We start from the raw sequence: 24,422 nt of genomic DNA, 5'->3' as shown, positions 1-24,422 counted from the left end.
CACTCCAAAGGCCGTATCCGCAGGTACGCGGGTCGTCCTGCGGGTGTACGGCGGACCCCGGGGCCGGGGTAGGGCGAACCCCGAGGCCCGCACGGCCGGAACCCCGAGACCGGCGCGCCCCGAACCCCGGGACCGGTGCGGCTCGAACCCCGGGAGGGGCACGGCTGGAACCCCGGGGCGGACGGGTCTAAGATCGTCCGTCTGCCCCCTCCCGAACCGTGGTACCTGCTGAAGTCCCGCAGGCAGCCGGGGGAGGTGCCGACCGCACGGCAACCGGTCGGCGTGCCCACCGTGAGCTCCTACGATCCGCTGCACCCGCCACCGGGGGCAGCCGGGAAGGTTCGCTGTGCCCGCCACCCCCATCACCGACCCCCTCCAGCGCGAACGCGACCACCTGGCCGCGTCCCGGGCCGCGCTGCGCGCCATGCGCGAGGACGTCGAGTCGCTCGACATCCGCGACGTGACCGGCACCTGGGTCACCACCCTCGTCCTGCAGAACCAGATCGAGGCCAGGATCGCCGCACTGGCCGACCTCTCGCACACCCCGCTGTTCTTCGGCCGCCTCGACTACCTCCACGCGATCAGCGAGGAACTGTCCGAGGGCAGCGGAGGCGAGAGCTTCTACATCGGCCGCCGGCACGTCCACGACGCCGACGGCGACCCGATGGTGATCGACTGGCGCGCGCCGGTCTCCCAGCCGTTCTACCGGGCCAGCCGCACCGAGCCGATGGACGTCGAGCGCCGCCGCCGCTTCGGCTACACCGGCGGCGAGCTCACCGCCTACGAGGACGAGCACCTCACCGACCCGGCCGAGACGGAGCAGACCTCCGCCCTGCTGGCCGCCGAGATCGAGAAGCCCCGCGTCGGCCCGATGCGCGACATCGTCGCCACCATCCAGCCCGAGCAGGACGAGATCGTCCGCTCCGACATCACGGGCACGATCTGCGTCCAGGGGGCGCCCGGCACCGGGAAGACCGCCGTCGGCCTGCACCGCGTCGCGTACCTGCTGTACGCGCACCGCGAGCGCCTGGCCCGTACCGGCACCCTGGTGATCGGGCCGAACAACGCCTTCCTCTCCTACATCGAGCAGGTGCTCCCGGCCCTCGGCGAGCTGGACGTCGCCCAGGCCACCGTGCAGCAATTGGTCGGACACGTCGAGGTGAGGGGCGAGGACACCCCGGAGGCGGCCCGGCTGAAGGGCGACGCCCGGATGGCCGAGGTGCTGCGCCGGGCCGTGCGCTCGGGCATCTCGCTGCCCACCGAGCCCTGCGTGGTGGTCCGCGGCTCCCGCCGCTGGCGCGTGCCGGTGTACGAACTGGTCGAGATCATCGAGGAGTTGAAGGGCCGCGAGGTCCGTTACGGCGCGTCCAGGGACGCCCTGCCGCAGCGCATCGCGCACGCCGTGCTGCTGAAGATGGAGCAGGGCGGCGAGGCCCCGGACGACCGGGTGCAGGACGCGGTGGCCCGCAACAGCGCCGTCAAGGCGGTGGTCAAGGAGTGCTGGCCGGCCGTCGACCCGGCGAAGCTGGTCCTGCGGCTGCTCTCCGAGCCGGAGTTCCTGGCCGAGTGCGCCGAGGGCGTGCTGACGCCCGAGGAGCAGCGGGCGGTGCTGTGGCCCAAGCCCGGCCGCTCGGTGAAGACGGCCCGCTGGACGGCGGCCGACGCCGTCCTGGTGGACGAGGCGACCGACCTGGTGCAGCGCACCCCCTCGCTCGGGCACGTGGTGCTGGACGAGGCCCAGGACCTCTCCCCGATGCAGTACCGCGCGGTCGGCCGCCGCTGCACCACCGGCTCGGCGACCGTCCTCGGCGACCTCGCCCAGGGCACCACCCCGTGGGCGACGGCGAGTTGGCCGGAGGCGCTGCGCCACCTGGGCAAGCCGGAGGCGCACATCGAGGAGCTGACCAAGGGCTTCCGGGTGCCGGAGGAGGTCATCGCGTACGCCTCCCGGCTGCTCCCGGCGATCGCCCCCGGCCTGGCCCCTGCCTCCTCGGTCCGCGAGGCGCCCGGCTCGCTGACGATCCGTCCGATCGCGGACGGGGACGGCACGGACGGCACGGAGGCGGTCCTCGCGGCCTGCCGGGAGGCGCTGGAACACGAGGGCTCGACCGGCCTGATCGCCGCCGACGCCCGCATCCCGCGGTTCGCCGAGGCGCTCACCGCGGCCGGCCTGCCGTACCTCTCCCCCGGCGCCGAGACCAGCGCGGAGGCCCGGCTCACCCTCGTCCCCGCCTCGCTGGCCAAGGGTCTGGAGTACGACTACGTGGTGCTGGACGAGCCGGCCGCGGTGATCGCCGGGGAGCCGGACGAGCGGACCGGACTGCGGCGGCTGTACGTGGCGCTGACCCGTGCCGTCTCCGGGCTGACGGTGCTGCACGGCGAGCCGCTGCCCGAGCAGTTGCGGTAACGGCTCGCCCACCCGGAGGGGCCGGCCCGCGGACCGGCCCCTCCGGGCACGCGCTCAGGCGTCGATCAGTGCCCGCCACTCGGCGACCCTGGCCGCGTCCACCGGCGTCCGCCAGCCGTCGACCCGCACCGCGCCGCCGACGTGGAAGGCGTCGAAGCCCTCCGCCCGCAGCTCCTTCAGGTGCTCGGCCCGCAGACCGCCACCGATCAGGATCCGCTGCCGGTACCCGGGCTCGCCGGCCCGGGCCAGCTCGGCCGACAGCACCTCGCGCCCGGCGTCCACCCCGGCGGCCGCGCCGGAGGTGAGGAAGGTGTCCAGGCCGGGCAGCCCGCCGACGGCGGCCCGCAGGGCGGCCCGGTCGGCGCTGTGGTCGATCGCCCGGTGGAAGGTCCAACGGCAGCCGGCGATCGTCTCGGCGACGGCGGTGGTGGCGGCCAGGTCGACGGCGCCGTCGGCGTCGAGGAAGCCGAGGACGAACTCCTCGGCGCCCTCGGCCCGCAGCGCGGCGGCCCGGGCGCACAGCTCGTCCACGTCGCCGAGGGCGAAGCCGTCCCGGATCCGCAGCATGACCCGCAGCGGGATGCCGACGGCGGCCCGGATCCGGCCGAAGTCCTCGACGGACGGGGTGAGCCCGTCGGCGGCCATGTCGGTGACCAGTTCGAGCCGGTCGGCGCCGCCCGACTCGGCGGCCTGGGCGTCCTGGGGCGTCAGCGCGATGACTTCGAAAATTGGTCTAGACATATTCGACAGACTGCCACATCCGGCGGAGCCCGGCGACCCCCGGTGACCCCCAGGGGGCCGATCCGGTCACGCCGGAACGACCCCCGGAGCCGCCCGGTCCCGCCGCCCCACCCCACCTGCCCTCACGCCGCCGCCGTCACGCCGCTCCGTGGACCACCCCGACCGCCTCCCGCCGCCCGGACCGGTGCACCACCACCGCCACCAGCACCAGCAGCGCCACCGTCGGCGCCGCCACCGGAAGCAGGTGCGAGAGCCCCCGGGACTCACGCCAGATGTTGAACAGGCAGCCCGGCCCGGTCAGCACCAGCACCGCCACCCCCGCGGCCGCCGGGGCCGCCCGCCCGCGCAGCCCGGCGAAGGTCAGCAGCAGCGGGAGGACCAGCATCGCCACGACCCACGGCAGGTCCAGCGGGAAGGTGGTGTCGTCCCAGTTCTGCGCCGTCTCCAGCAGCCCGCCCACGACCGCCGACGCCAGCACCAGCCCGCCGACGCGCCAGGTCGGCCGGGCCAGCAGGTCGGTCGGCGCCGCGGCCAGCAGCAGCGCGGCCAGCACCAACGGCAGCGAGGCCATCCCGATGTAGCCGCTCCACCACGCGTCGAAGGAGGAGACCCACACGGCCTCCACCAGCTCGTACAGCCCCACCGCGCCCAGGACCAGCGCGCTGCCCCGCACCGCCGTCCACCGCCCGAGGAGCACCGCCACCAGGAGCAGCGCGGCGGCCACCGGCCGGGAGAGCAACTCGGCGTAGGTGCCGTACGAGCCGTCCCAGGAGAGCCGGTTGGCGACCCGGTCCGCGGTGGTCACCCAGGCCACCAGCGCGGCGCCGGCCACCGCGCCGGCGAGCATCGGCGCGACCAGCGCCAGCAGCCGCCCGGCCGGCGAGGCCCCGGTCAGCCCGAGCCGCACCCGCAGCCCGTACACCGCCAGGCCGAGGAGCTCCCGGGTGACCGCCAGGCGGCCGCCCTCCGCCGTCGTGTCGGCGAACACCTCGGCCAGTTCCTCGCCGCGCTCGCGGCGGTACCGCTCCGGGTAGAACCGGAGCGCGGTCCGCAGCGCCACCGAGGGCCCCGCGCCGATCGCCGGTGCGCTCATGAGAGTCCTCCCCCCGCCGCGGGCCGCCCCTGCGACCCGGTCCCGCCCGGAAGCACCGACCGGATCTCGGCCAGTCGGCGCTCGGCCTCGGTGGCGACCGCCCGCAGCCGCTCCGCCTCGGCGGCCAGCGCGTCCCGGCCGGCCCCGGTCAGCGCGTAGCTGCGCCGGGCCCGACCGTCCACCACCTCCTCGGCGGCGACCTCGATCAGCCCCTGGCCGAGCAGCCGGTCGAGTGCCCCGTAGAGCGTGCCGGTGCGCATCTTGACCCGGCCGTCCGAGATCGCGGCGACCTCCTGGATCAGCGCGTAACCGTGTCTCGGCGCGTCGGCCAGGGCGGTGAGCAGCAGCAGCGTGGGCTCCTGCATGGAGCGTTCAGTCATACGACTACATATATCGCCAACCTACCTATAGGTCCAGGGCCGGGCCCGTCCGCCACAATGTGCCCATGCCGACCGAGGACCTGCTCGCCGCCTGGACCGCCCTGCTGCACCGCTGCGGCGCCGCCGTCGACCCCGAGCCGTACGGCCGGGAGCTGCTGCGCCGCTGGTCGGAGCCGCAGCGCAGGTACCACACCGTCGCGCACCTGCGCGCGGTGCTGCGGCACGTCGACGAGCTGGCCGGGCACGCCGCCGACCCGGAGGCCGTCCGCCTCGCGGCCTGGTTCCACGACGCCGTCTACCGGCCCGACCGCACCGAGAACGAGGAGCGCAGCGCCGCCCTCGCCGTCCGCGCGCTGACCGCCGCCGGGCTGCCCGCCGAGCGGGTCGCCGAGGTCGAGCGCCTCGTGCTGCTCACCGTCGGCCACGACCCCGCCCCCGGCGACCGCAACGGCGAGGTGCTCTGCGACGCGGACCTCGCCGTCCTCGGCGGCACCCCCGAGGCGTACGCGGCGTACGCGGCCGCCGTCCGCGAGGAGTACGGCTTCGTCCCCGCACCGGACTTCACGGCCGGCCGGGCCGCCGTACTGCGCCACCTGCTCGCCCTGCCCGGGCTCTACCGCACGCCCGCCGCCCGCGAGCGCTTCACGGCGGCCGCCCACGCCAACCTGACGGCCGAGCTCGGCGCCCTCTGACGCGCGCCCCCCACGCGCGCCCGTCAACCCGCCCGACCGCCCGTCAGCCCCGCCGCGCGATCACCCGGTCCGCGGCGGCCATCCCCGCCAGCACGGCGGGAACGCGCCCTGTCACGGCCCACCACACGTCCTGGTCGGCCACCGTCACCTCCACCAGGCCCCACCACAACCCGAGCCCGCAGCACCCGCCGACCACACCCCACACCCAGCGCCCCATGCGGGCACCGTACCCACCCGTCAGGAAAGCTCCCCCACCGGAGCCACCACCGCGCCCCGCTTGCCGCACACCCAGTGCGGCTCCGGCCCCAACTCGGGCTCCACGCTCAGCGCGTGCGGATCCCCGTCGGCCGCGCAGTCGGTGCACAGCGGCCAGCGGCCGTACGCCTCCAGCAGCGCGTCCTGGACGTCCTGGGCGACCAGTCCGAGCACGTAGTCGGTGCCGTCGGGCCACTGCTCCAGCCACCAGCGGCGGTGCGTCACGGCCTGCTCCACCAGCGAGACGACGGCGGCGTCCACCACGTCCCGCGCGGTGAGGTCGGCCAGGATCAGTGCCCGCGCGTTGTGCAGGGCGGTCTCGATGTCGTCAGCAGCCATCCGTCCATCCTCTCCTCAACTCCCCCGAACGCCGAAACGCCGCGTGGGCGGCCCCCCGAAGGGAGCCGCCCACACGGACGGGGAACCAGCCGATCCGATCGAAGCGATCAGGATCAGAAGTCCATGTCACCGCCCGGCATGCCGCCGCCGGCGGCCGCGGCGGCCTTCTCCGGCTTGTCGGCGATGACGGCCTCGGTGGTGAGGAACAGCGCCGCGATGGAGGCGGCGTTCTGCAACGCGGAGCGGGTGACCTTGGCCGGGTCGATGATGCCCTCGGCGACCAGGTCGACGTACTCGTTGGTGGCGGCGTTCAGGCCGTGACCGGCGGGGAGGTTGCGCACCTTCTCCACCACGACGCCACCCTCCAGGCCGGCGTTGGTCGCGATCTGCTTGATCGGGGCCTCCAGCGCGACCTTGACGATGTTGGCACCGGTGGCCTCGTCGCCGTCCAGCTCCAGCTTGTCGAAGGCGACACCGGCCTGCAGCAGGGCGACGCCACCACCGGCGACGATGCCCTCCTCGACGGCGGCCTTGGCGTTGCGGACGGCGTCCTCGATGCGGTGCTTGCGCTCCTTGAGCTCCACCTCGGTGGCCGCGCCGGCCTTGATGACGGCCACGCCGCCGGCCAGCTTGGCGAGGCGCTCCTGGAGCTTCTCGCGGTCGTAGTCCGAGTCGCTGTTCTCGATCTCGGCGCGGATCTGGTTCACGCGGCCCGCGACCTGCTCGCTGTCGCCGCCACCGTCGACGATGGTGGTCTCGTCCTTGGTGATGACCACCTTGCGGGCGGTGCCCAGCAGGTCGATGCCGGCGCTCTCCAGCTTCAGGCCGACCTCCTCGGAGATGACGGTGCCACCGGTGAGGATGGCGATGTCGCCGAGCATGGCCTTGCGGCGGTCACCGAAGCCCGGGGCCTTGACGGCGACGGACTTGAAGGTGCCACGGATCTTGTTCACGACCAGGGTCGACAGGGCCTCGCCCTCGACGTCCTCGGCGATGATGACCAGCGGCTTGCCGCTCTGCATGACCTTCTCCAGCAGCGGGAGCAGGTCCTTGACCGAGCCGATCTTGGAGTTGGCGATGAGGATGTACGGGTCCTCGAAGGTCGCCTCCATGCGCTCCAGGTCGGTGGCGAAGTAGGCGGAGATGTAACCCTTGTCGAAGCGCATGCCCTCGGTGAGCTCGAGCTCCAGGCCGAAGGTGTTGCTCTCCTCGACGGTGATGACGCCTTCCTTGCCGACCTTGTCCATGGCCTCGGCGATCAGCTCGCCGATCTGGGTGTCGGCGGCGGAGATGGAGGCGGTGGAGGCGATCTGCTCCTTGGTCTCCACGTCCTTGGCCTGGGCCAGCAGCTGGTCGGAGACGGCCGCGACGGCCTTCTCGATGCCGCGCTTCAGGGCCATCGGGTTGGCGCCGGCGGCGACGTTGCGCAGACCCTCGCGAACCAGGGCCTGGGCGAGCACGGTGGCGGTGGTGGTGCCGTCACCCGCGACGTCGTCCGTCTTCTTGGCGACCTCCTTGACGAGCTCCGCACCGATCTTCTCGTACGGGTCCTCGAGCTCGATCTCCTTGGCGATGGAGACACCGTCGTTGGTGATCGTGGGGGCGCCCCACTTCTTCTCCAGCACGACGTTGCGACCCTTGGGGCCGAGCGTGACCTTCACTGCGTCGGCGAGCTGGTTCATGCCACGCTCAAGGCCGCGGCGAGCTTCCTCATCAAAGGCGATGATCTTGGCCATCAGAAGTGGTCCTCCGGGACACGGTCGACTGCTCGGACCAAGGGGTGCCCGCGACGGACGGCCCTGGTGCGCGGAGGTCCATTCCCCTACCGCTCCCGGGGGCCTCACCGACCCGGTCCGCTGTCACTCTCACACTGTGAGTGCTAACGCCAATGATTAGCACTCCGGGTGGTCGAGTGCAAGCCCAATCGGCAATCAGCGAGCCGCCGCGGGAGCCGCCCGGGAACGCCGACGGGCCCGTGCGACACACGTCGCACGGGCCCGTCGAGAAGCGAGAGGTCACCAGCCGTGGGGCCGCGCCGAGCTCCTGGGGTCGGAAGGGGTCAGACCGCCGCGCGGACCATGTCCGCCTGCGGGCCCTTCTGTCCCTGGGAGATCTCGAACTCGACCCGCTGGCCCTCCTCGAGGGTGCGGTAGCCGTCCATCTGGATCGCGCTGTAGTGGACGAAGACGTCCGCACCACCGTCGACCGCGATGAAGCCGTAGCCCTTCTCCGCGTTGAACCACTTGACGGTGCCCTGAGCCATTCCGAACTCCCCTAGTGCTGTGCTGGCCCTTCACGCGCCCGCAGGTCGCGGGCCCGGGTTGGTTGAAGGCCGGCCCGGGGAACCCCCCCTGGGCGCAGCCGTGCACGCCGCAACCCTCCGCACAGGACGCCAGGCGGCTTCCGGTGAGCGGGTGATTGCGTCGACCGCCGCTGAATGTATCCGGACCGACGCCCTCTGCAACAGGGCCAACCACCGGTAATTCCGGCACGGCGTCAAGGGACAGGACGGACCGAATCGGGATGTTCTCGGCATTTAACGCCGGACATAGCGGACGAATTACCCAAATGCCTGCGGTAATTCTGACATCCGCCTGACAGGTTTCACGGGCCGGTCCCATCGGCCGGACGCCCCGGGCCGAGCACTGCGGGGCCGAAAGGGAAACCCTGTTCCCAGCCGAGCGACACTCTACTCCGACTCGACCCGGAAATATTCCCGCAGGAATGCGAGCGGTCGCCCGCGCATACGGACAGCGGAATTCCGTACGCGCGGGCGACCGCGGGTTCTCTTGCGGGCTCAGCAGCCGCCGGCCACCGCCGGGATGATCGAGATGCTGGCGCCGTCCCCGATCTCGGTCGCCAGGCCCTCGGCGAAGCGCACGTCGTCGTCGTTCACGTACACGTTCACGAAGCGGCGCAGCTTGCCCGTGTCGTCCAGGATGCGGGCCGAGATGCCCGCGTGGTTCTTCTCCAGGTCGGCGACGACCTCGGCCAGGGTGGCGCCCTCGGCGGTCACCTCGGCGGCGCCGGAGGTGTAGGTGCGCAGGATGGTGGGGATGCGGACGTTGGCGCTCATGAATTCTCCTTGCGGGGGCGGGTGGTTCAGGCGGACACGAGGCCGGCGGCGCGGAACGAGTCCAGCGTCGGGCGGATGACGGCGGTCATCCCGGCGTCGGAGACGGCGTCCAGGGTCTTCAGGCCGTCGCCGGTGTTGATCGCGACGGTCTCCTTCGACGGGTCCAGCTGCCCGGTCTCGACCAGCTTCTTCAGCACGCCGACGGTCACCCCGCCCGCGGTCTCGGCGAAGATGCCCTCGGTCCGCGCCAGCAGCCGGATCGCCGCCACGACCTCGGCGTCCGTGACGTCCTCCACCGCGCCACCGGTGCGGCGGGCGATGTCCAGCACGTACGGGCCGTCGGCCGGGTTGCCGATCGCCAGCGACTTGGCGATGGTGTCCGGCTTGACCGGCTTGATCACGTCCCGGCCGGCCTTGAACGCGGCCGACACCGGCGAGCAGCCCTCGGCCTGGGCACCGAAGATCCGGTACGGCCGGTCCTCGACCAGGCCCAGCCTGATCAGCTCCTGGAGACCCTTGTCGATCTTCGTCAGCTGCGAGCCCGAGGCGATCGGGATCACGATCTGCTCCGGCAGCCGCCAGCCGAGCTGCTCGCAGATCTCGTACGCCAGCGTCTTGGAGCCCTCGCCGTAGTACGGCCGCAGGTTCACGTTGACGAAGCCCCAGCCCTCGCCGGCCGGATCGCCGATCAGCTCCGAACAGAAGCGGTTCACGTCGTCGTAGTTGCCCTCGATGCCGACCAGCTCACCGCCGTACACCCCGGCCATGACGACCTTGCCCTGCTCCAGGTCGTGCGGGATGAACACGCAGGACCGGAACCCGGCCCGGGCCGCCGCCGCACCCACCGCGCCGGCCAGGTTGCCGGTGGAGGAGCAGGACAGCGTGGTGTAGCCGAACGCCCGGGCCGCCTCGATCGCGCACGCGACCACCCGGTCCTTGAAGGAGTGCGTCGGGTTCCCGGAGTCGTCCTTGACGTGCAGTTGGGCGGTGAACCCGAGCTCCCGGCCCAGGTTGTCCGCCTTCACCAGCGGGGTCCACCCCGGGTTCAGGTTCGGCTTCGAGGCCACGTCCGCCGGAACGGGCAGCAGCGGCGCGTACCGCCAGATGGACGCCGGACCGGCCTCGATCCGCTTGCGCAGCTCCTCGGCGCCCTCGCTGCCGAACTCGTAGGCGATCTCCAGCGGGCCGAAGCACTCCAGGCAGGCGAAGCTGGGGCCGAGCGGGAAGCGGGTGCCGCACTCGCGACAGGACAGCGCGGTGGCGGGGCCGAGGTCGACGGAAACGGGTGCGGCAGTGTCGATAGCCATGATGGCGAGGCCTCTCTCCTCATCTTCCCCGTGACGCGGTCGCGCACGGGCCGGAATTGGCACCTGTCCCGCCGGGGCCTGTCGACGACAGCCGCGCGAGAAGGTTGCCGGGACGTCAACGGGCCGTTCCCTCAGTCCCTCTGGATGAGCTTGTGAAATTGTGGTGCTGCTCAACGGCGACCCCGGCGTGCAAAGGTCCGACCGCTGTACGAAGACTGTATCCGAAGGCGCCAATCCTGAACGGGACCGTCCGCCACGCGAGATGACAGATTCCACCGACCCCGCCGAGGAGACCTCCGTGCCCGCCGAACCGACTCCCGAGCTCCTCCCGCAGGTGGCGTCCTGGCTCCGCCGCCGCTCCTGGAGCGCGGCCGACCGGCCGGTCCGCACCCTCCTCGACGCCAAGGAACGCACCGGCCGCACCGTCAGCGTGGTCCTCCCCGCCCTGGACGAGGAGGCCACCGTCGGCGACATCGTCCGCACCGTCCGCCGCGAGCTGATGGAACGCCTCCCGCTCGTCGACGAACTCGTCGTCGTCGACTCCGGCTCCACCGACGCCACCGCCGCCGTCGCCGCCGAGGCCGGCGCCCGGGTGGAACACCGCGACCGGATCCTCCCCCGGCTGCCCGCCGTCCCGGGCAAGGGCGAGGTGCTCTGGCGCTCCCTGCTGGTCACCCACGGCGACATCGTCTGCTTCGTCGACGCCGACCTGCGCGAGTTCGACCCGACCTTCGTCTCCGGCATCGTCGGCCCGCTGCTCACCGACGAGTCCATCCAGCTGGTCAAGGCCATGTACGACCGCCCGCTGGAGTCGGACGGCGCCGTCCTGCCCGCCGGCGGCGGCCGGGTCACCGAACTCGTCGCCCGCCCCCTGCTCAACCTCCACTGGCCGGAACTCGCCGGCTTCGTCCAGCCCCTCGGCGGCGAGTACGCGGCCCGCCGCTCACTGCTCGAACGGCTGCCCTTCCCCACCGGCTACGGCGTCGAACTCGGCCTGCTGGTCGACGCCCTGGAAGTGGCCGGCCTCGACGCCCTGGCCCAGGTGGACGTCGGCGTCCGGCACCACCGCCACCAGGACGGCCAGGCCCTCGGCCGGATGGCCGCCACCATCTACCGGACCGCCCTGGAACGCCTCGACCGCACCCACCGCCTCAAGGCCTCGGCCGACCTCGTCCACCCCCACCTCACCCAGTTCACCCGCGACCCGGAAACCCGCGCCTTCACCGCGCACACCCACCCGGTGACCGCCCTGGAACGCCCCCCGATGCACACCGTGCCGGAATACGCCACCCGTCATTGACGGGTTTGCCACGCCGAGCCCCCGGCAAGATGCCAACCATGGGCGATCTCACGACCAACCGTTCGAACGCGACCGGCACCGCCCCCGTCCTGGTGGCCTCCAACCGGGGACCGGTGTCATTCAGCACCGCCGACGACGGCACGCTGACCCTGCGGCGGGGCGGCGGCGGCCTGGTCTCCGGCCTCTCCGCGATCGAGGACCCGAACGCCGTCTGGGTCTGCGCCGCCCTCAACGACTCCGACCGCAGAGCCGCCGCCGAGGCCCCCCACGGCCGCCTCGACCTGGCCGGCCACGAGGTCGGCGGCCAGGCCGTACGGATGCTGGACCTCGACCCGCAGACCTTCGCCCGCGCCTACAACGGCGTCGCCAACTCCACCCTCTGGTTCGTCCACCACCTGCTCTACGCGACCCCCACCGCCCCCGCCTTCGACGCCGGCTTCCGCACCGAGTGGGCCGCCTACCAGGCCTACAACGAGGCCTTCGCCGAAGCCCTGGCCGCCGAAGCCGCCCCGAACGCCGCGGTGCTCGTCCAGGACTACCACCTCTCCCTGGTCCCGGCCCTGCTCCGGGAGGCCCGCCCCGACCTGCGGATCGGCCACTTCTCGCACACCCCCTGGGCCCCGCCCGAGTACTACCGGCTGCTGCCCGACGACGTCGCCCGGGCCGTCCTCACCGGCATCCTGGGCGCCGACCGGGCCGGCTTCCTCACCGAACGCTGGGCCCGCGCCTTCGCCGCCTGCTGCGAGGACCTCCTCGGCGCCACCGTCGACCACGACGCGCTCTCCGTCACGCTCGACGGCCGCACCACCGGGGGGACCCCCACTCGGCGGACCACCCGCCTCGGCGTGCACGCCCTCGGCGCCGACGCCGACTTCCTGCGCGAGCGCGCCCACCGCCCCGACGTCGACGAACGCCTCGCCGCCCTCCGCGCGGCCGTCGGCGACCGCCGCACCATCGTCCGGGTCGACCGCACCGAGCTGAGCAAGAACATCGTCCGCGGCCTGCTGGCCTACCGGCACCTGCTCCGCACCCGCCCGCAGTGGCACGACCGGGTGGTGCACATCGCCTTCGCCTACCCGTCCCGGACCGACCTCGCCGAGTACCGCGACTACACGGCACAGGTCCAGGACCTCGCCGTTGCCGTCAACTCGGAGTTCGCCACCCCCACCTGGCAACCGCTGATCCTGCACGTCGACGACGACTTCCCGCGCTCCCTCGCCGCCTACCGCCTCGCCGACGTCGCCCTGGTCAACCCCATCCGCGACGGCATGAACCTGGTCGCCAAGGAGGTCCCCGTGGTCTCCGACCACGGCTGCGCCCTCGTCCTCTCCCGCGAGGCCGGCGCCCACGCCGAACTCAAGGACGACGCCCTCACCGTCAACCCCTACGACGTCATCGCCACCGCCGACGCCCTCCACGCCGGCCTCACCATGAGCCCGGAGGAGCGCGCCGACCGCACCAAGCGCCTGGCGGCGGCGGCCACCGCACTCCCCCCGCAGCAGTGGTTCCTGGACCAGCTCAACGCGCTGTGAGCGCGTCCCCCAAAGCCCCCAGCAGTTCCACCACACCCTCCGGCCCGGCGACCACCAGGTCCGCCCGGTCGGCCAGCTCCCGCACCGGCGCGTCCCCCACCGCGCCGGCGCACACCAGCACCCCCGCGACACCCTCGCCGCGCAGCTTCTCCACCGCGGCGAAGGCCGCCACGTCCCCCAGGTCGTCCCCCGCGTAGAGCACCGAACGGGCGCCCCGCTCGCGCAGGAAGCCGGTCAGCGCCGCCCCCTTGTCCACCCCCGGCGGCCGCAGCTCCAGCACCAGCCGCCCGGGCTCCACCACCAGCCCGTGCTCGGCCGCCAACTCCCCCACCGGCGCCCGCAACAGCTCCAACGCCTCCTGCGGCGCCGCCGTCCGCCGGGTGTGCACGGCCACCGCCCGCCCCTTGTCCTCCACCCACGTCCCCCCGGGCGCCCCCACCCGCTCCAGCACCCCCGGCAACTCCTCCCGCACCCGCGCCACCCCCGGATGCGCCTCCGGCGCCGACAGTTCCCCGTCCTCCCACCGCTCGGCCCCGTAGTGCCCCAGCACCACCACCCCCGGCAGCCCCGCGAACCCCCCGTACTCCACCGCCACCCCGGCCGGCCGCCCCGTCACCACCACCACGCCACCCACCACCGGAGCCAGCCGCCGCAACGCCCCCACCACCCCGGGATGCGCCCGCGCCCGCTCCGGATCCGCCACGATCGGCGCCAACGTCCCGTCGAAGTCCAACCCGATCACGGCGTCCCCGGGCGCCGCCAGGACGGCCCGCACCCCGTCCCGTCCAGCCCCGGTCGCCGGCACGAACATCTCTTCAAAGCCCATACCGGAGCCCTACCCCCGAGCACCCCGCTCCGCACTCCCCCGGCCCGCGGGCGCGCGCGGAAGCCCCCCCCCACCCTCCCGAGAGCCCCCGTCGATCACCGAGCCGATCAGCGGGCCCCCCGCCGAGCCTCCCGCACCCGCCGCAGTCGATTCACCAACACCGGCGCGTGCGCCAGCGCCTCCTCCCGGTCCAGCAGAGCGTTCAGCACCTGGTAGTACCGCGTGGAGGAGAGCCCCAGCTCCTCCCGGATCGCCCGCTCCTTGGCCCCCGCCGTACGCCACTGCCGCCCCTCCAGCGCCAGCACCGCCCGTTCCCGCTCACTCAGCTCGCCCACCGCGCACACCTCCGCCCGCCACTACGGAGTGTCATTCTCCCGCGCGACCCCGACACACACTGCTCGCCCCACCGTCCCCCCGGCCGCACTAACGTCACCCCCATGACCACGCCCAGCTTCGCCCTGCACATCCCGACCGCCGACCTCGACCCCGACCCGCTGGACCCCTCCCAGATCGTCTCCGGCACCCCCGAGGTCACCGGCAGGGTGCTGTCCGAGTCCGCCGACGGCCGCCACCTGCGCGGCCTCTGGCAGATCACCCCCGGCGTGGTCACCGACGTCGAGGCCGACGAGATGTTCGTGGTGCTCAGCGGCCGGGCCACCATCGAGATCGAGGGCGGCCCGACGCTGGAGGTCGGCCCCGGCGACTGCGCGGTCCTGCGCGAGGGCGACCGCACCACCTGGACGGTCCACGAGACCCTCCGCAAGGCCTACGCCATCACGCTCCCGTAGGAGCCGGACGACCCCGCCGGGGCCGGTCCCCCGGCCCGGCCCCGGCCCCCTACTTGCGGACCGCCGCCGCCTCCTTCACCGCCGCGTCCTGCAGCCCCCCGAGCACCTGCTTCGGATCCCCCGTCACCGCCTGCCCGATCCCCGCCTTGATCCGGTCGCTGACCTCGCCCCAGGCCGGGTCCCCGAACGGGTAGAAGCTCGCGTTGGTCAGCCCGACCGCGAACTGCTTGAGGTCCTCGTGCTTCGGGTCCGTCGACATCTGCGCGAACGCGTCCTGGGTGACCGGCAGGAGGTTGTACTGCTCGTCGAACTTCAGCTGGTTGTCCTTGTCGTAGACGAACGACAGGAACTTCTTGATCTCGTTCTTGTGCCCGTTCGCCTTGAACGCCATCATCCAGTCCGCGACCCCGAGGCTCCCCGTGCGCCCGAGCCCGTCCCGCTTCGGGATCGGCGCCGTCCCGAACTCGACCTTCCCGGCGGTCGCCATCCGCAGCAGCGTCGGATGCCCGTTCAGCATCGCCACCTTCCCCGCGGCGAAGTCCTGGAACACCGGGGTGCGGTTCATCTTGCCGGGGTCCGGGTACGTCAGCCCGGTGGCCACCAGGTTGCTCTTCAGCCAGCTGAAGGTCGCCTGGTTCTGGGCGCTGTCGATGGTGTAGTTGCCGACGTCGTCGGAGATGCTGCCGCCGCCGCTCAGCGTCCACAGCATCGACTCGGCCGGCGCCTCCTCCGGTCCCAGCGGCAGCCCGTACGGGGTCACCCCCGGCACCTTGGCCTTGATCTTCTCCGCGTCCTGCCGCAGCTCGTTCCAGGTGGCCGGCGGCTGGGCGATCCCGGCCTGCCGGAACATCGCCTTGTTGTAGAAGAGCACCCGCGACGAGGAGACGAACGGGATCCCGTACTGCGTCCCGAGCACCTGTCCGGCGTGCGCGAAGGTCTCCAGGAACCTGGCCTGGGTCTCCACCGAGAGCACGTCGGACGCCGGGTAGAGCCGCTCCGCCGCCACCTGGTCGGCGAAGCCGCCGGTCTGCAGCAGGTCCGGCGACTTGCCGGCCGCGATCATGTCCTCGACCTTCTTGCCGATCTCGGTCCAGCTGTCCACCTCGACGCTGACCTTGATCCCGGGGTTGGCCGCCTCGAAGTCCCTGGCGACCGCGTCCCAGTAGCGCTGGGAGTTGGTCTCGGGGCTCTCCCCGTAGTCGGCCGCGACCAGCTTGAGGGTGACGGGCCCGCCGTCCTGCCCGGCGCAGGCACTGGCCGCGGTGAGGACCAGTGTTCCGGCCAGCACACCGCCGAGCACACGGGTGGGAACGTGGACGCGCCTGTTCAACGCGGGTACCGCCTTCGGGGGGATGAATTCGGCCGGAACGGGGGATTCCGGCAGGGGACGCGCCACACTGCCAAACCCGCCGACCGCCGGTCCACACCACCGACCGGGCCCGCCCGAGTAGTTATCGAAGTGCTCCGAGTCATTGCACAATGCGCAACAAAACCCCCGCGCACCCCGGTCCGCACCCACCCCGGCTCCCGGCCCCGCGCCCCGCCGCAAAGCCCCGCACACCCCCGCAGCTGCGACAAAGCTCACCCAGTATGGACCAGACCAATCCGACAACTGGACTAGACCTCTTCGACCCGCCCAAGGGAAACTGTCCTCCGTGAAGCACGTCATCGCACTCGATGTAGGCGGCACCGGCATGAAGGCCGCGCTGCTCGCCCAGGACGGCTCCGTGCTGTTCGAAGCACGCCGACCGACCGGGCGGGAGCACGGCACCGACGCCGTCGTCACCGCCATCCTCGACTTCGCCACCGACCTGGCGGACGAGGGCCGCAGCCGCTTCGGCGTCGCCCCGCTCGCGGCCGGCGTCGCCGTCCCGGGCACGATCGACGAGAAGAACGGCATCGCGGTCTACTCCGCCAACCTCGGCTGGCGCGACCTCCCGCTGCGCAAGCTGCTCGGCGAGCGCCTGGCCGGGCCGCAGGGCGGCGCGATGCCGGTGGCCCTCGGCCACGACGTGCGCTCCGGCGGCCTGGCCGAGGGCCGGATCGGAGCCGGCCGGGGCGTCGACCGCTTCCTGTTCATCGCCCTCGGCACCGGCATCGCCGGCGCCATCGGCATCGACGGCCGGATCGAGGCCGGCGCGCACGGCTACGGCGGCGAGATCGGCCACGTCGTGGTCCGCCCTGGCGGCCCGCTGTGCGGCTGCGGCGCCCGCGGCTGCCTGGAGACACTGGCCTCCGCCTCCGCCGTCTCCCGCGCCTGGGCCGAGGCCAGCGGTGACCCCGACGCCGACGCGGCATCCTGCGCCGCCGCGGTGGACGCCGGGAACGACCGCGCCGTCGCGGTCTGGCAGCGGGCCGTCGACGCCCTGGCGGACGGCATCGTCCTGGCCCAGAGCCTGCTCGACCCGTCGACGGTGATCGTCGGCGGTGGGCTGGCCGAGGCCGCCGACACGCTCTTCACCCCGCTGCGCGCGGCGGTCGCCGAGCGACTGACCTTCCAGATGCCCCCGAAGGTCGTGCCCGCCATGCTCAAAGACACCGCCGCATCCCTGGGCGCGGGCCTGCTCGCCTGGGATCTGCTCTCCTTGGAGGTGACCGCGTGACCACCGCGGACCGTGACCGTACTGCCCTGGCCGGCGCCCGACTGGTCCTGCCCGGCGGCGTCGTCGAGGGCGGCCGCCTCACCGTCGACGGCGAGCGCATCGCCGCCGTCGGGAGTGGGGCGGGTGGCGGCGACAGCGAGCCCGGCGATCTCGACCTGACCGGGTACACCGTCGTGCCCGGCTTCGTCGACCTGCACGTCCACGGCGGCGGCGGTGCCTCGTACACCTCCGGCATCGCCGAGGAGGCGCTGCTGGCCGCCCGCACCCACCTGGAGCACGGCACCACCACCACGGTGGCCTCCACCGTCACCGGCGAGATCGACGAGGTCGCGCGCCAGGCGCACGTCCTGTCCGAACTCGTCGAGGACGGCGTCCTGGCCGGCATCCACTTCGAGGGCCCGTTCATCTCGCCGGGCCGCTGCGGCGCCCACCGCCCCGACCTGCTGCGGGACCCCGACCCGGCGCTGGTGCGCAAGCTGGTCGACGCCGCCCGCGGCCACGCCAGGATGGTCACCCTGGCCCCCGAACTGCCCGGCGGCCTGGACTCGGTGCGGATGCTCGCCGACCTCGGCGTGATCGCCGCCGTCGGCCACACCGACTCCGACTACGCCACCACCCTGGAGGCGATCGAGGCCGGCGCCACCGTCGCCACCCACCTGTTCAACGCCATGCCCGGCATCGCCCACCGCGCGCCCGGCCCGATCGTGGCGCTGCTGGAGGACGAGCGGGTCACCGTCGAACTGATCAACGACGGCGTGCACCTGCACCCCTCCGTGCTGGACCTCGCCTACGGCACCGCCGGCGCGCAGCGGGTCGCCCTGATCACCGACGCGATGGGCGCGGCCGGCATGGGCGACGGCCTCTACCCGCTCGGCCCGCTCCAGGTCGAGGTCAAGGACGGCGTGGCCCGGCTGGTCGAGGGCGGCGCGATCGCCGGATCCACCCTCACCCTGGACGTGGCGTTCAAGCGCTCGGTCACCGTCAACGGGCTGAGCCTGAACCAGACCGTCGAGTCGCTGTCCGCCACCCCGGCCCGCCTCCTCGGCCTGAGCGACTCGATCGGCTCGCTGGAATCCGGCAAGCTCGCCGACCTGGTCGTGGTCGACTCCGAGAGCTACGACCTGGTCGCCGTGATGCGCCGCGGCCGGTGGGTCCTCGGCGGCGAGCGGTTCCGGCCCGTGAAGGCCGACTGACCGGAGCCCGCCGACACGACGGCCGCCCGCCCCCGGGAGGGGACGGGCGGCCGTGTCGCGTCCGGGGCGGCGTCAGCCGCTCGGCTCGATGGTGATCTGGTCGATCAGGATCGGCCCGGAGGGCACCGTGAAGGTCACCGAGTTCGTCCCGGCCTGGAACTGCGGGAGTATCCAGGTGGAGAACCAGGCGGAGGTCTGGTCCTTGGGGGGCGCCCCGTAGATCTTGTAGGTCACCCCGCTCGGCCAGTCCTTGCCGTTCACCACGACGCTGCCCTTGATATCGGCACCCGTGTAGTTGTAGTGCACGGACAGCTTGTACGTCCCGGCCGTGGCGATCTCGCCGGTCCAGGTCACCGAGCCGCCCGGCTGCAGCGTCAGGTAGCTGCCGTCGGCCGACTTGGCGCCCTTGACGCTGTTGCCCACCGGCGCGTTCTGCGCCTGGAACTGGCCGGCGTCCACGTTCGTCGGGCCGGTGATCGCGGCGGCGCTCGCCGACGGGGCGGCGCTCGCGGACGTGGCCGTCGGAACCGGGGTGGTGGGGGCCGGCGGTGCGGCGGTCGCGGCGCCGCCCTTGCCGCCCTTGTCGTCCGGGTCCCCGGTGGAGAGCGCTATGCCGGCCCCGATCGCTATCGCCGCGACCACGGCCACCGCGCCGATCACCGCGCCCTTGCTGCGGCCGCTGCTGCGGGGCTCCTCCCCCGGCTGCGGCCGGGAGTGCTCCGCGTAGCGGGTCTGCTGGGTGGGCACGGCACCGTACTCGGGCTGCTGCGGCTGGCCGGGCTGGCCGCCGTACGGGGCCTGCGGCTGGCCGCCCGAGTACCCCTGCGGCTGACCGCCCTGCTGGCCGTACGGCTGCTGCTGTTGCTGCTGTGCCCGCGGCGGGTAGCCGTACTGCGCGCGCCCGACCTCCATCGGACGGCTGTACGACGTGCGCGGGACCCCCTGCTGCGGCTCGGCCGGCTGCCCGGTGGAACCGTCGGCCGGGCGGTACAGGTAGCCGAACGGGTCGTCGTCCTGCGGGGCACCGCCCCCCTGGCCCTCGGGCACTCCGTTGCTGCCGGCGGTCGTCACGGTGGTCTGCTCCCCCATCCGGTGCGCCGCCGGCTGCGGGCGGCACAGATCATGGACGCTGTCGTACCGGGAACCCTACCTGCCGTACGTGACAGCGGGAAAAGACGCCTTGACAACTCACGGGTAACCTGGCGCGACCGGGGCCCGCACCCGCGGTGCTCGGCGCCCGCTCAGCCCGCGCGCCGGTGCGAGCGCTCGCCGCGCGCCCCGCGCACCGCCCCGCCCCGGGCCCGCTTCTCGTCGTACATCCGCTCGTCCGCGGTGTGCAGCACCTCCTCGATGCTCATCCCGCAGCCGGCCCAGCCGACCCCGAGGCTCACCCCCACCCGCATCGCCCGACCGTCGATCCGCATCGGCGGGATGATGGCGCCCCGCAGCCGGTGGGCGAGGTCCTTGGCCTCCTCGCGGCCGATCCCGTCGGCCAGCACCACGAACTCGTCACCGCCGAGCCGGGCCACCGTGTCGCCGTCCCGGACGGCCTGGCTCAGCCGCTGGGCGACCTCGACCAGCACCGCGTCACCCGCGTTGTGGCCGAACCGGTCGTTGATCGACTTGAAGCCGTCCAGGTCGCAGAAGAGCACCGCGAGCCCCTTCTCCACCGCCGCCGCGCCGCCGGAGCGGAACGGCACCGACCAGGCCTCGCCGCCCGGCCCGTACTCGGCGGGGACCACCGCGTGCACGTGCTCCCCGTAGCCCGGGCCGATCCCGCCCGGCACGCCCTCGTACATCCCGTAGCCGTGCACCGCCCCGGCGTACGGGTCCGTGCCCTGCGCCCCGGCGTACTCCCTGTGCACGGCGTAGGAGTCGGCCGGGTAGCCGTACGGCTGGGGGTAGGCCACCTCGACCTGGCCGGCGGCGGCGCCGACCGGCTGCGGCTGGGCGCAGAGCCGGCGGGCCAGCCTGGCCTTGAGCTCGGCGCCGTTCGGCAGCCCGGTGAGCGCGTCGTGGCTGGCCCGGTGGGCGAGCTGGAACTCGTGCCGCTTGCGGTCCTCGATGTCCTCGACGTGGGTGAGCAGGAAGCTCGGGCCCTCGGCCGCGTCCGCGACGATCGAGTTGCGCAGGCAGACCCACTGGTAGCCGCCGTCCCGCCGGGACAGCCGCAGCTCGGCGCGGCCGCTCTCGGCGCTGGTGCGCTCCAGCAGCGCCCGGTCCTCGGGGTGCACGAGGTCGGCGAAACTCTGCTGGCGCAGCACCGCCCGGGGTCGGCCGAGCAGCCGGCAGAGCGCGTCGTTGACCCTGGTCAGCTGGCCGCGCCCGGCACCGTGCAGCTCGGTGATCGCCATCCCGCTGGGCGCGTACTCGAACGCCTGGCGGAAGCTCTCCTCGCTGGCCCGCAGCGCCTGCTGCTCCTTCTCCAGGCGGGCCAGCGCGCGCTGCATCTCGGCCCGCAGCCGGGCGTTGCCGATCGCGATGGAGGCCTGCAGCGAGAACATCTCCAGCGCCTCGCGGGTCCACGCCCCGGGCCGTTTGCCGCTGCGCGGCCGGTCCACCGAGAGGACGCCGAGGAGGTCGCCGCCGGCGCTGTACATCGGGGCGAGCAGCCCGTCGGCGGGGTGCCAGTCGTTGGCGTACACCGGCAGCGGACCGTCCCCGATCCAGCGCGGGATGTCGCTGGCGACGGCCCAGCCGCGGTCGTACGGCAGGAAGCGCAGGGTGCCCCAGTGGTCGCTGACGCCGAGCAGCCGGTCCCAGGACTCCCGGGAGCCGACCTGGCCGAGCAGAACGGAGGGGCCGCCCATCGGGCTCTCCTCCAGCTCCCAGACGGCCGCCACCACCAGGTCGCCGTCCGGCCGGACCAGGCTGACCGCGGCGGCGTCGAAGCCGAGCCCGTGTACCGCGCCTTCGACAACGGCCTGGAGCGTGCCAGCGAGGCTGCGGGCAGCGTTGAGGTCCGCCACGACCCGGTGCAAGGTGCGGAGGGTCGCGAGACGGACGTACGGCTCCGACTCGGCTTCCATGCGGGGGCTCCCCGGCTGCTTCGGATAGTTCTTGATTGGTTATCGTCCGATTGCCAGAAGAACTGAATCACAGGGAGCACAGCGCTCGGCACGCTCGGTCAGCAATAGGCCATCACTTGTGACTTAAATCACACGACACTAATGCGCCCTTAATCAGTTCATCTGTCCCATAGCGGGACATAAAGCGCCATCGGAACATTTCTCGTGGTCGACCGCATTGGCCGCGGGCTGAAGCCCAGTGCGCCCGCCACTCCGGCCGCTTCACTCCTACGGGTGAGTTCGGCCACCGAGCGCAACCCTTCGGCCTGACCTCCGGTCCTACGACCAAGGCCCGATGCCGTTTCTCCCAGGTGACGACTACCGTGCGGTACGTGTACCCGTCCCCGCAGCCCGAAGCTGCCCCCCACGCCACGCCCGACGAGTTCCGGGCTGCCCTCTCCCAGCTCGCCGCCGGCGTGAGCCTGGTGACCGTCCACGACCCGGAGGACGGCGAGGACGTCGGCATGACCGCCACGTCCTTCCTCTCGGTGTCGCTGGAGCCGCCGCTGGTGCTGATCTCGGTCCGCGAGGACTCCCGGATGGACGACGTGCTCTCCCGGGCGGACACCTGGGCGGTCTCGGTGCTGGCCGAGGGGCAGAAGACGCTCGGCTCCCGGTTCGCCATGAAGGGCCGGCTCAGCGACCGGCTGCTGTTCGCGGACACCCCGCACCACCGCGGCCCGCACACCGACGCCCCGCTGATCACCGGGGCGCTGGCCACCGTCGAGTGCCGCACCGAACAGCGGATACCGGCCGGGGACCACACCTTGCTGCTCGGCCGCGTCCTGGAGGCCGTGGTGCCCGACCCCGGCGGCCGCCCGCTGCTCTACTTCCGCGGCGGCTACCGCACCCTCGGCTAGGACGTGTCCGCACGGCCACGGCCCGTCCGCCCGCCCAGGGCGCGTCTACTCGCCGCCGCGCGGCGCCCGACGGCCCTGCTTCAGCTCGGAGCGGTGCCGCTTGTTGTACAGCCGCCGCTCGACCATCCCCCGGCTCGGCCTGGTCGCCCGCCGGGTCTTCGGCGGCGGTGCGCACGCCTCGCTCAGCAGCGCCGACAGCCGGGCCGCGGCCGCCTCCCGGTTGCGCCACTGCGAGCGGAACTCCGAGGCCTGGACCACCAGCACCCGCCCGTCCACCAGCCGACCGGCCAGCCGCTCCAGCGCGCGCTCGCGCCAGACCTCGGGCAGCGCATTGGTCGACGCCAGGTCGAAGCGCAGCTCGGCCTTGGAGTCGGAGGTGTTGACGTGCTGGCCGCCGGGGCCTGAGGAACGCGAGAAGCGCCAGACGAGCTCGGCGTCGGGGACGACCACCGACCCCCGTACGCGGATGGGCTCGGACATGCGTCCATCATCCCGTGCGCGGCCCACCCGGTCACGCCGTTATTCGCCCCCGCCCCTCCGGCTCGGGGCGGCACGGCCCGCGGGCCCCGTCGCCCGTCCGGCCCCGGTTCCCCCCGGGCGTCCGGAGCCCCGACAATGGCGTACGTGATCGAGCTCGGCTACTCCCTCTCCAACCGTTTCCCCGACCCCCCGCAGACGGACTACCGCACCGCGTCCGTGCACGCCCTGCGGTACGACCTGTTCTGCGGCGACGTCTACCTGGACGACGAGGGCTCGGAGCTGTCCACCGCCTGGGGCTGGGTGCCGGTGCTCGACTTCGCGTGGGCGCTGTGCGACATCGCCGAGCTGCTGGACCGCGACCCGGACGGCGTCCGGGCCGCCCGGGTGCAGACCGCCGACCTCGACTTCACCCAGAACACCGAGCTGCTGCGCTTCGCCCGCCGCTTCAACTGGGTCGAGGTCACCGCCACCTGGCTGCCGGACGAACCGCCGGTGGTCGTCCGGCACGGCGAACTGCGGCGCGAGGCCCGGGACTTCCTCCAGGACACCCTGGCCGACCTCTTCGACATGCACCCCGATCTGGCCGACAACCCGAACATCTGGACGCTGCAGGGACGGTTCCGCCGGATCTGACACCGGCTTTGCCGGGGCTTTGCCAGCCGATTGGCGCCCACGAAGAATTCACGGGCTCTGCGGAACCAAGCCCCCGGACTATTGCGTTGTCCCGGGAAATAGCGAACGAAAGCAACGAAGGGACTGCAATCGTCATGCCAGTGAGCCTCTCCAAGGGTGGCAACGTCTCGCTGACCAAGGAGGCCCCCGGCCTGTCCGCGGTCTCCGTCGGCCTGGGTTGGGACGTCCGCACCACGACCGGCGCCGAGTTCGACCTCGACGCCAGCGCGATCGTCCTGAACGCGGACGGCAAGGTGCTGTCCAACGCCCACTTCGTCTTCTTCAACAACACCAGCACGCCGGACAACACCGTCGTGCACACCGGTGACAACCGCACCGGCGAGGGTGCGGGCGACGATGAGTCGATCAACGTCAACCTGGCCGGCCTGCCGGCCGAGGCCGTCAAGATCACCTTCCCGGTCACCATCTACGACGGCGTCGCCCGCGGCCAGAACTTCGGCCAGGTCCGCAACGCCTACATCCGCGTGGTGAACGCGGCCGGCGGCTCCGAGATCGCCCGCTACGACCTCTCCGAGGACGCCGCCACCGAGACCGCGATGATCTTCGGCGAGCTCTACCGCAACGGCGCGGAGTGGAAGTTCCGCGCCGTCGGCCAGGGCTACGCCTCCGGCCTGGCGGGCATCGCCCAGGACTTCGGCGTCCAGATCTGACGCACCCGCGGAAAACACCGCGGCGGGGGGGGGGGGGGGGGGGGGGGGGGGGGGGGGGCCGGGGGGGGGGGGGGGGGGGGGGGGGGGGGGGCGGGCGGGCGGGCGGGCGGGCGGGGCGCGGGCGGGGGGGGGCGCGCGG

25 protein-coding genes and 1 riboswitch are annotated in these 24,422 nt (G+C 73.1%); of the genes, 10 read left to right on the top strand and 15 right to left on the bottom strand.

Going from position 1 to position 24,422, the window contains the following annotated elements:
• Window positions 1-346 precede the first annotated feature (346 nt).
• Window positions 347-2,407, top strand: coding sequence for a HelD family protein (locus ACGF0D_RS13900; protein WP_392915800.1), 2,061 nt, complete (start codon window positions 347-349; stop codon window positions 2,405-2,407).
• 54 nt (window positions 2,408-2,461) lie between these two features.
• Here ACGF0D_RS13900 and ACGF0D_RS13895 read toward each other — a convergent pair whose 3' ends face one another.
• The 3 genes from ACGF0D_RS13895 to ACGF0D_RS13885 all read right to left on the bottom strand — a co-directional run bounded on the left by ACGF0D_RS13895 (window position 2,462) and on the right by ACGF0D_RS13885 (window position 4,621).
• Entirely contained in the window at window positions 2,462-3,148 is a 687-nt protein-coding gene (locus ACGF0D_RS13895) for a copper homeostasis protein CutC (protein WP_392915797.1), read from the bottom strand.
• Between the two features lie 136 nt (window positions 3,149-3,284).
• Window positions 3,285-4,241, bottom strand: coding sequence for a hypothetical protein (locus tag ACGF0D_RS13890; RefSeq protein WP_392915794.1), 957 nt, complete (start codon window positions 4,239-4,241; stop codon window positions 3,285-3,287).
• Entirely contained in the window at window positions 4,238-4,621 is a 384-nt protein-coding gene (locus tag ACGF0D_RS13885; RefSeq protein ID WP_392915792.1) for a PadR family transcriptional regulator, read from the bottom strand. Before ACGF0D_RS13885 ends, ACGF0D_RS13890 begins: the two co-directional genes overlap by 4 nt.
• A 65-nt stretch (window positions 4,622-4,686) precedes the next feature.
• Here ACGF0D_RS13885 and ACGF0D_RS13880 point away from each other — a divergent pair, with 65 nt between their 5' ends.
• Entirely contained in the window at window positions 4,687-5,313 is a 627-nt protein-coding gene (locus ACGF0D_RS13880; RefSeq protein ID WP_392915790.1) for a hypothetical protein, read from the top strand.
• A 43-nt stretch (window positions 5,314-5,356) separates the two neighbouring features.
• Here the strand turns inward: ACGF0D_RS13880 and ACGF0D_RS13875 are convergent, their stop codons facing one another.
• The 6 genes from ACGF0D_RS13875 to thrC form a co-directional block, all read right to left on the bottom strand.
• Complete coding sequence (locus ACGF0D_RS13875; protein WP_392915787.1) at window positions 5,357-5,530, bottom strand: hypothetical protein; 174 nt, start codon at window positions 5,528-5,530, stop codon at window positions 5,357-5,359.
• 20 nt (window positions 5,531-5,550) lie between these two features.
• Window positions 5,551-5,907, bottom strand: coding sequence for a hypothetical protein (locus ACGF0D_RS13870; protein WP_392915786.1), 357 nt, complete (start codon window positions 5,905-5,907; stop codon window positions 5,551-5,553).
• A 113-nt stretch (window positions 5,908-6,020) separates the two neighbouring features.
• On the bottom strand, window positions 6,021-7,643 hold the full coding sequence (groL, locus tag ACGF0D_RS13865; protein WP_316526858.1) for a chaperonin GroEL: 1,623 nt from the start codon (window positions 7,641-7,643) through the stop codon (window positions 6,021-6,023).
• A 323-nt stretch (window positions 7,644-7,966) separates the two neighbouring features.
• Window positions 7,967-8,170, bottom strand: a complete 204-nt coding sequence (locus ACGF0D_RS13860; RefSeq protein ID WP_030289665.1) for a cold-shock protein — start codon at window positions 8,168-8,170, stop codon at window positions 7,967-7,969.
• 534 nt (window positions 8,171-8,704) lie between these two features.
• On the bottom strand, window positions 8,705-8,983 hold the full coding sequence (locus ACGF0D_RS13855) for a MoaD/ThiS family protein (RefSeq protein WP_392882536.1): 279 nt from the start codon (window positions 8,981-8,983) through the stop codon (window positions 8,705-8,707).
• Between the two features lie 26 nt (window positions 8,984-9,009).
• A complete protein-coding gene (gene thrC / locus ACGF0D_RS13850; RefSeq protein ID WP_392882538.1) occupies window positions 9,010-10,290 on the bottom strand; it encodes a threonine synthase in 1,281 nt (426 codons plus the stop codon).
• A 16-nt stretch (window positions 10,291-10,306) separates the two neighbouring features.
• Window positions 10,307-10,441, bottom strand: a riboswitch (SAM riboswitch).
• Window positions 10,442-10,552: 111 nt separating this feature from the next.
• Between thrC and ACGF0D_RS13845 the strand changes: the two genes are divergently transcribed.
• Complete coding sequence (locus ACGF0D_RS13845) at window positions 10,553-11,590, top strand: glucosyl-3-phosphoglycerate synthase (RefSeq protein ID WP_392882540.1); 1,038 nt, start codon at window positions 10,553-10,555, stop codon at window positions 11,588-11,590.
• Window positions 11,591-11,628: 38 nt separating this feature from the next.
• Window positions 11,629-13,122, top strand: a complete 1,494-nt coding sequence (locus ACGF0D_RS13840) for a trehalose-6-phosphate synthase (protein ID WP_392882543.1) — start codon at window positions 11,629-11,631, stop codon at window positions 13,120-13,122.
• Here the strand turns inward: ACGF0D_RS13840 and otsB are convergent.
• Both otsB and ACGF0D_RS13830 read right to left on the bottom strand, forming a co-directional pair.
• Window positions 13,109-13,948, bottom strand: coding sequence for a trehalose-phosphatase (otsB, locus tag ACGF0D_RS13835; RefSeq protein WP_392915783.1), 840 nt, complete (start codon window positions 13,946-13,948; stop codon window positions 13,109-13,111). The genes ACGF0D_RS13840 and otsB overlap by 14 nt on opposite strands.
• A 107-nt stretch (window positions 13,949-14,055) precedes the next feature.
• Complete coding sequence (locus tag ACGF0D_RS13830) at window positions 14,056-14,283, bottom strand: DUF3263 domain-containing protein (RefSeq protein ID WP_392882548.1); 228 nt, start codon at window positions 14,281-14,283, stop codon at window positions 14,056-14,058.
• Between the two features lie 102 nt (window positions 14,284-14,385).
• Between ACGF0D_RS13830 and ACGF0D_RS13825 the strand changes: the two genes are divergently transcribed.
• Window positions 14,386-14,736, top strand: a complete 351-nt coding sequence (locus ACGF0D_RS13825; RefSeq protein WP_392882550.1) for a cupin domain-containing protein — start codon at window positions 14,386-14,388, stop codon at window positions 14,734-14,736.
• 49 nt (window positions 14,737-14,785) lie between these two features.
• Here the strand turns inward: ACGF0D_RS13825 and ACGF0D_RS13820 are convergent, their stop codons facing one another.
• On the bottom strand, window positions 14,786-16,066 hold the full coding sequence (locus tag ACGF0D_RS13820; protein WP_392882553.1) for an extracellular solute-binding protein: 1,281 nt from the start codon (window positions 16,064-16,066) through the stop codon (window positions 14,786-14,788).
• Window positions 16,067-16,391: 325 nt separating this feature from the next.
• On the opposite strand from ACGF0D_RS13820, the gene ACGF0D_RS13815 reads away from it, so the two are divergent.
• Window positions 16,392-17,339 (top strand): ROK family protein, encoded by a 948-nt coding sequence (locus ACGF0D_RS13815; protein WP_392882556.1) that lies wholly within the window; start codon window positions 16,392-16,394, stop codon window positions 17,337-17,339.
• Entirely contained in the window at window positions 17,336-18,532 is a 1,197-nt protein-coding gene (gene nagA, locus ACGF0D_RS13810) for an N-acetylglucosamine-6-phosphate deacetylase (RefSeq protein WP_392915780.1), read from the top strand. Before ACGF0D_RS13815 ends, nagA begins: the two co-directional genes overlap by 4 nt.
• Before the next feature lie 72 nt (window positions 18,533-18,604).
• Here the strand turns inward: nagA and ACGF0D_RS13805 are convergent, their stop codons facing one another.
• Both ACGF0D_RS13805 and ACGF0D_RS13800 read right to left on the bottom strand, forming a co-directional pair.
• On the bottom strand, window positions 18,605-19,603 hold the full coding sequence (locus ACGF0D_RS13805) for a hypothetical protein (protein ID WP_392915777.1): 999 nt from the start codon (window positions 19,601-19,603) through the stop codon (window positions 18,605-18,607).
• 170 nt (window positions 19,604-19,773) lie between these two features.
• On the bottom strand, window positions 19,774-21,561 hold the full coding sequence (locus tag ACGF0D_RS13800; RefSeq protein WP_392915774.1) for a diguanylate cyclase domain-containing protein: 1,788 nt from the start codon (window positions 21,559-21,561) through the stop codon (window positions 19,774-19,776).
• Between the two features lie 371 nt (window positions 21,562-21,932).
• Between ACGF0D_RS13800 and ACGF0D_RS13795 the strand changes: the two genes are divergently transcribed.
• Entirely contained in the window at window positions 21,933-22,460 is a 528-nt protein-coding gene (locus ACGF0D_RS13795; protein WP_392882567.1) for a flavin reductase family protein, read from the top strand.
• A gap of 45 nt (window positions 22,461-22,505) precedes the next feature.
• On the opposite strand, the gene arfB is transcribed toward ACGF0D_RS13795, so the two are convergent.
• Entirely contained in the window at window positions 22,506-22,940 is a 435-nt protein-coding gene (arfB, locus tag ACGF0D_RS13790; RefSeq protein ID WP_392915771.1) for an alternative ribosome rescue aminoacyl-tRNA hydrolase ArfB, read from the bottom strand.
• Between the two features lie 135 nt (window positions 22,941-23,075).
• On the opposite strand from arfB, the gene ACGF0D_RS13785 reads away from it, so the two are divergent.
• Complete coding sequence (locus tag ACGF0D_RS13785) at window positions 23,076-23,573, top strand: hypothetical protein (protein WP_392882572.1); 498 nt, start codon at window positions 23,076-23,078, stop codon at window positions 23,571-23,573.
• Between the two features lie 134 nt (window positions 23,574-23,707).
• A complete protein-coding gene (locus ACGF0D_RS13780; protein WP_392882574.1) occupies window positions 23,708-24,283 on the top strand; it encodes a TerD family protein in 576 nt (191 codons plus the stop codon).
• Window positions 24,284-24,422 lie beyond the last annotated feature (139 nt).

The organism is Kitasatospora sp. NPDC048298, from assembly GCF_043201465.1.
Lineage (GTDB): Bacteria > Actinomycetota > Actinomycetes > Streptomycetales > Streptomycetaceae > Kitasatospora.
The sequence above is the reverse complement of the archived record's forward strand: the minus strand, read 5'-3'. Positions and strand labels throughout refer to the sequence as shown.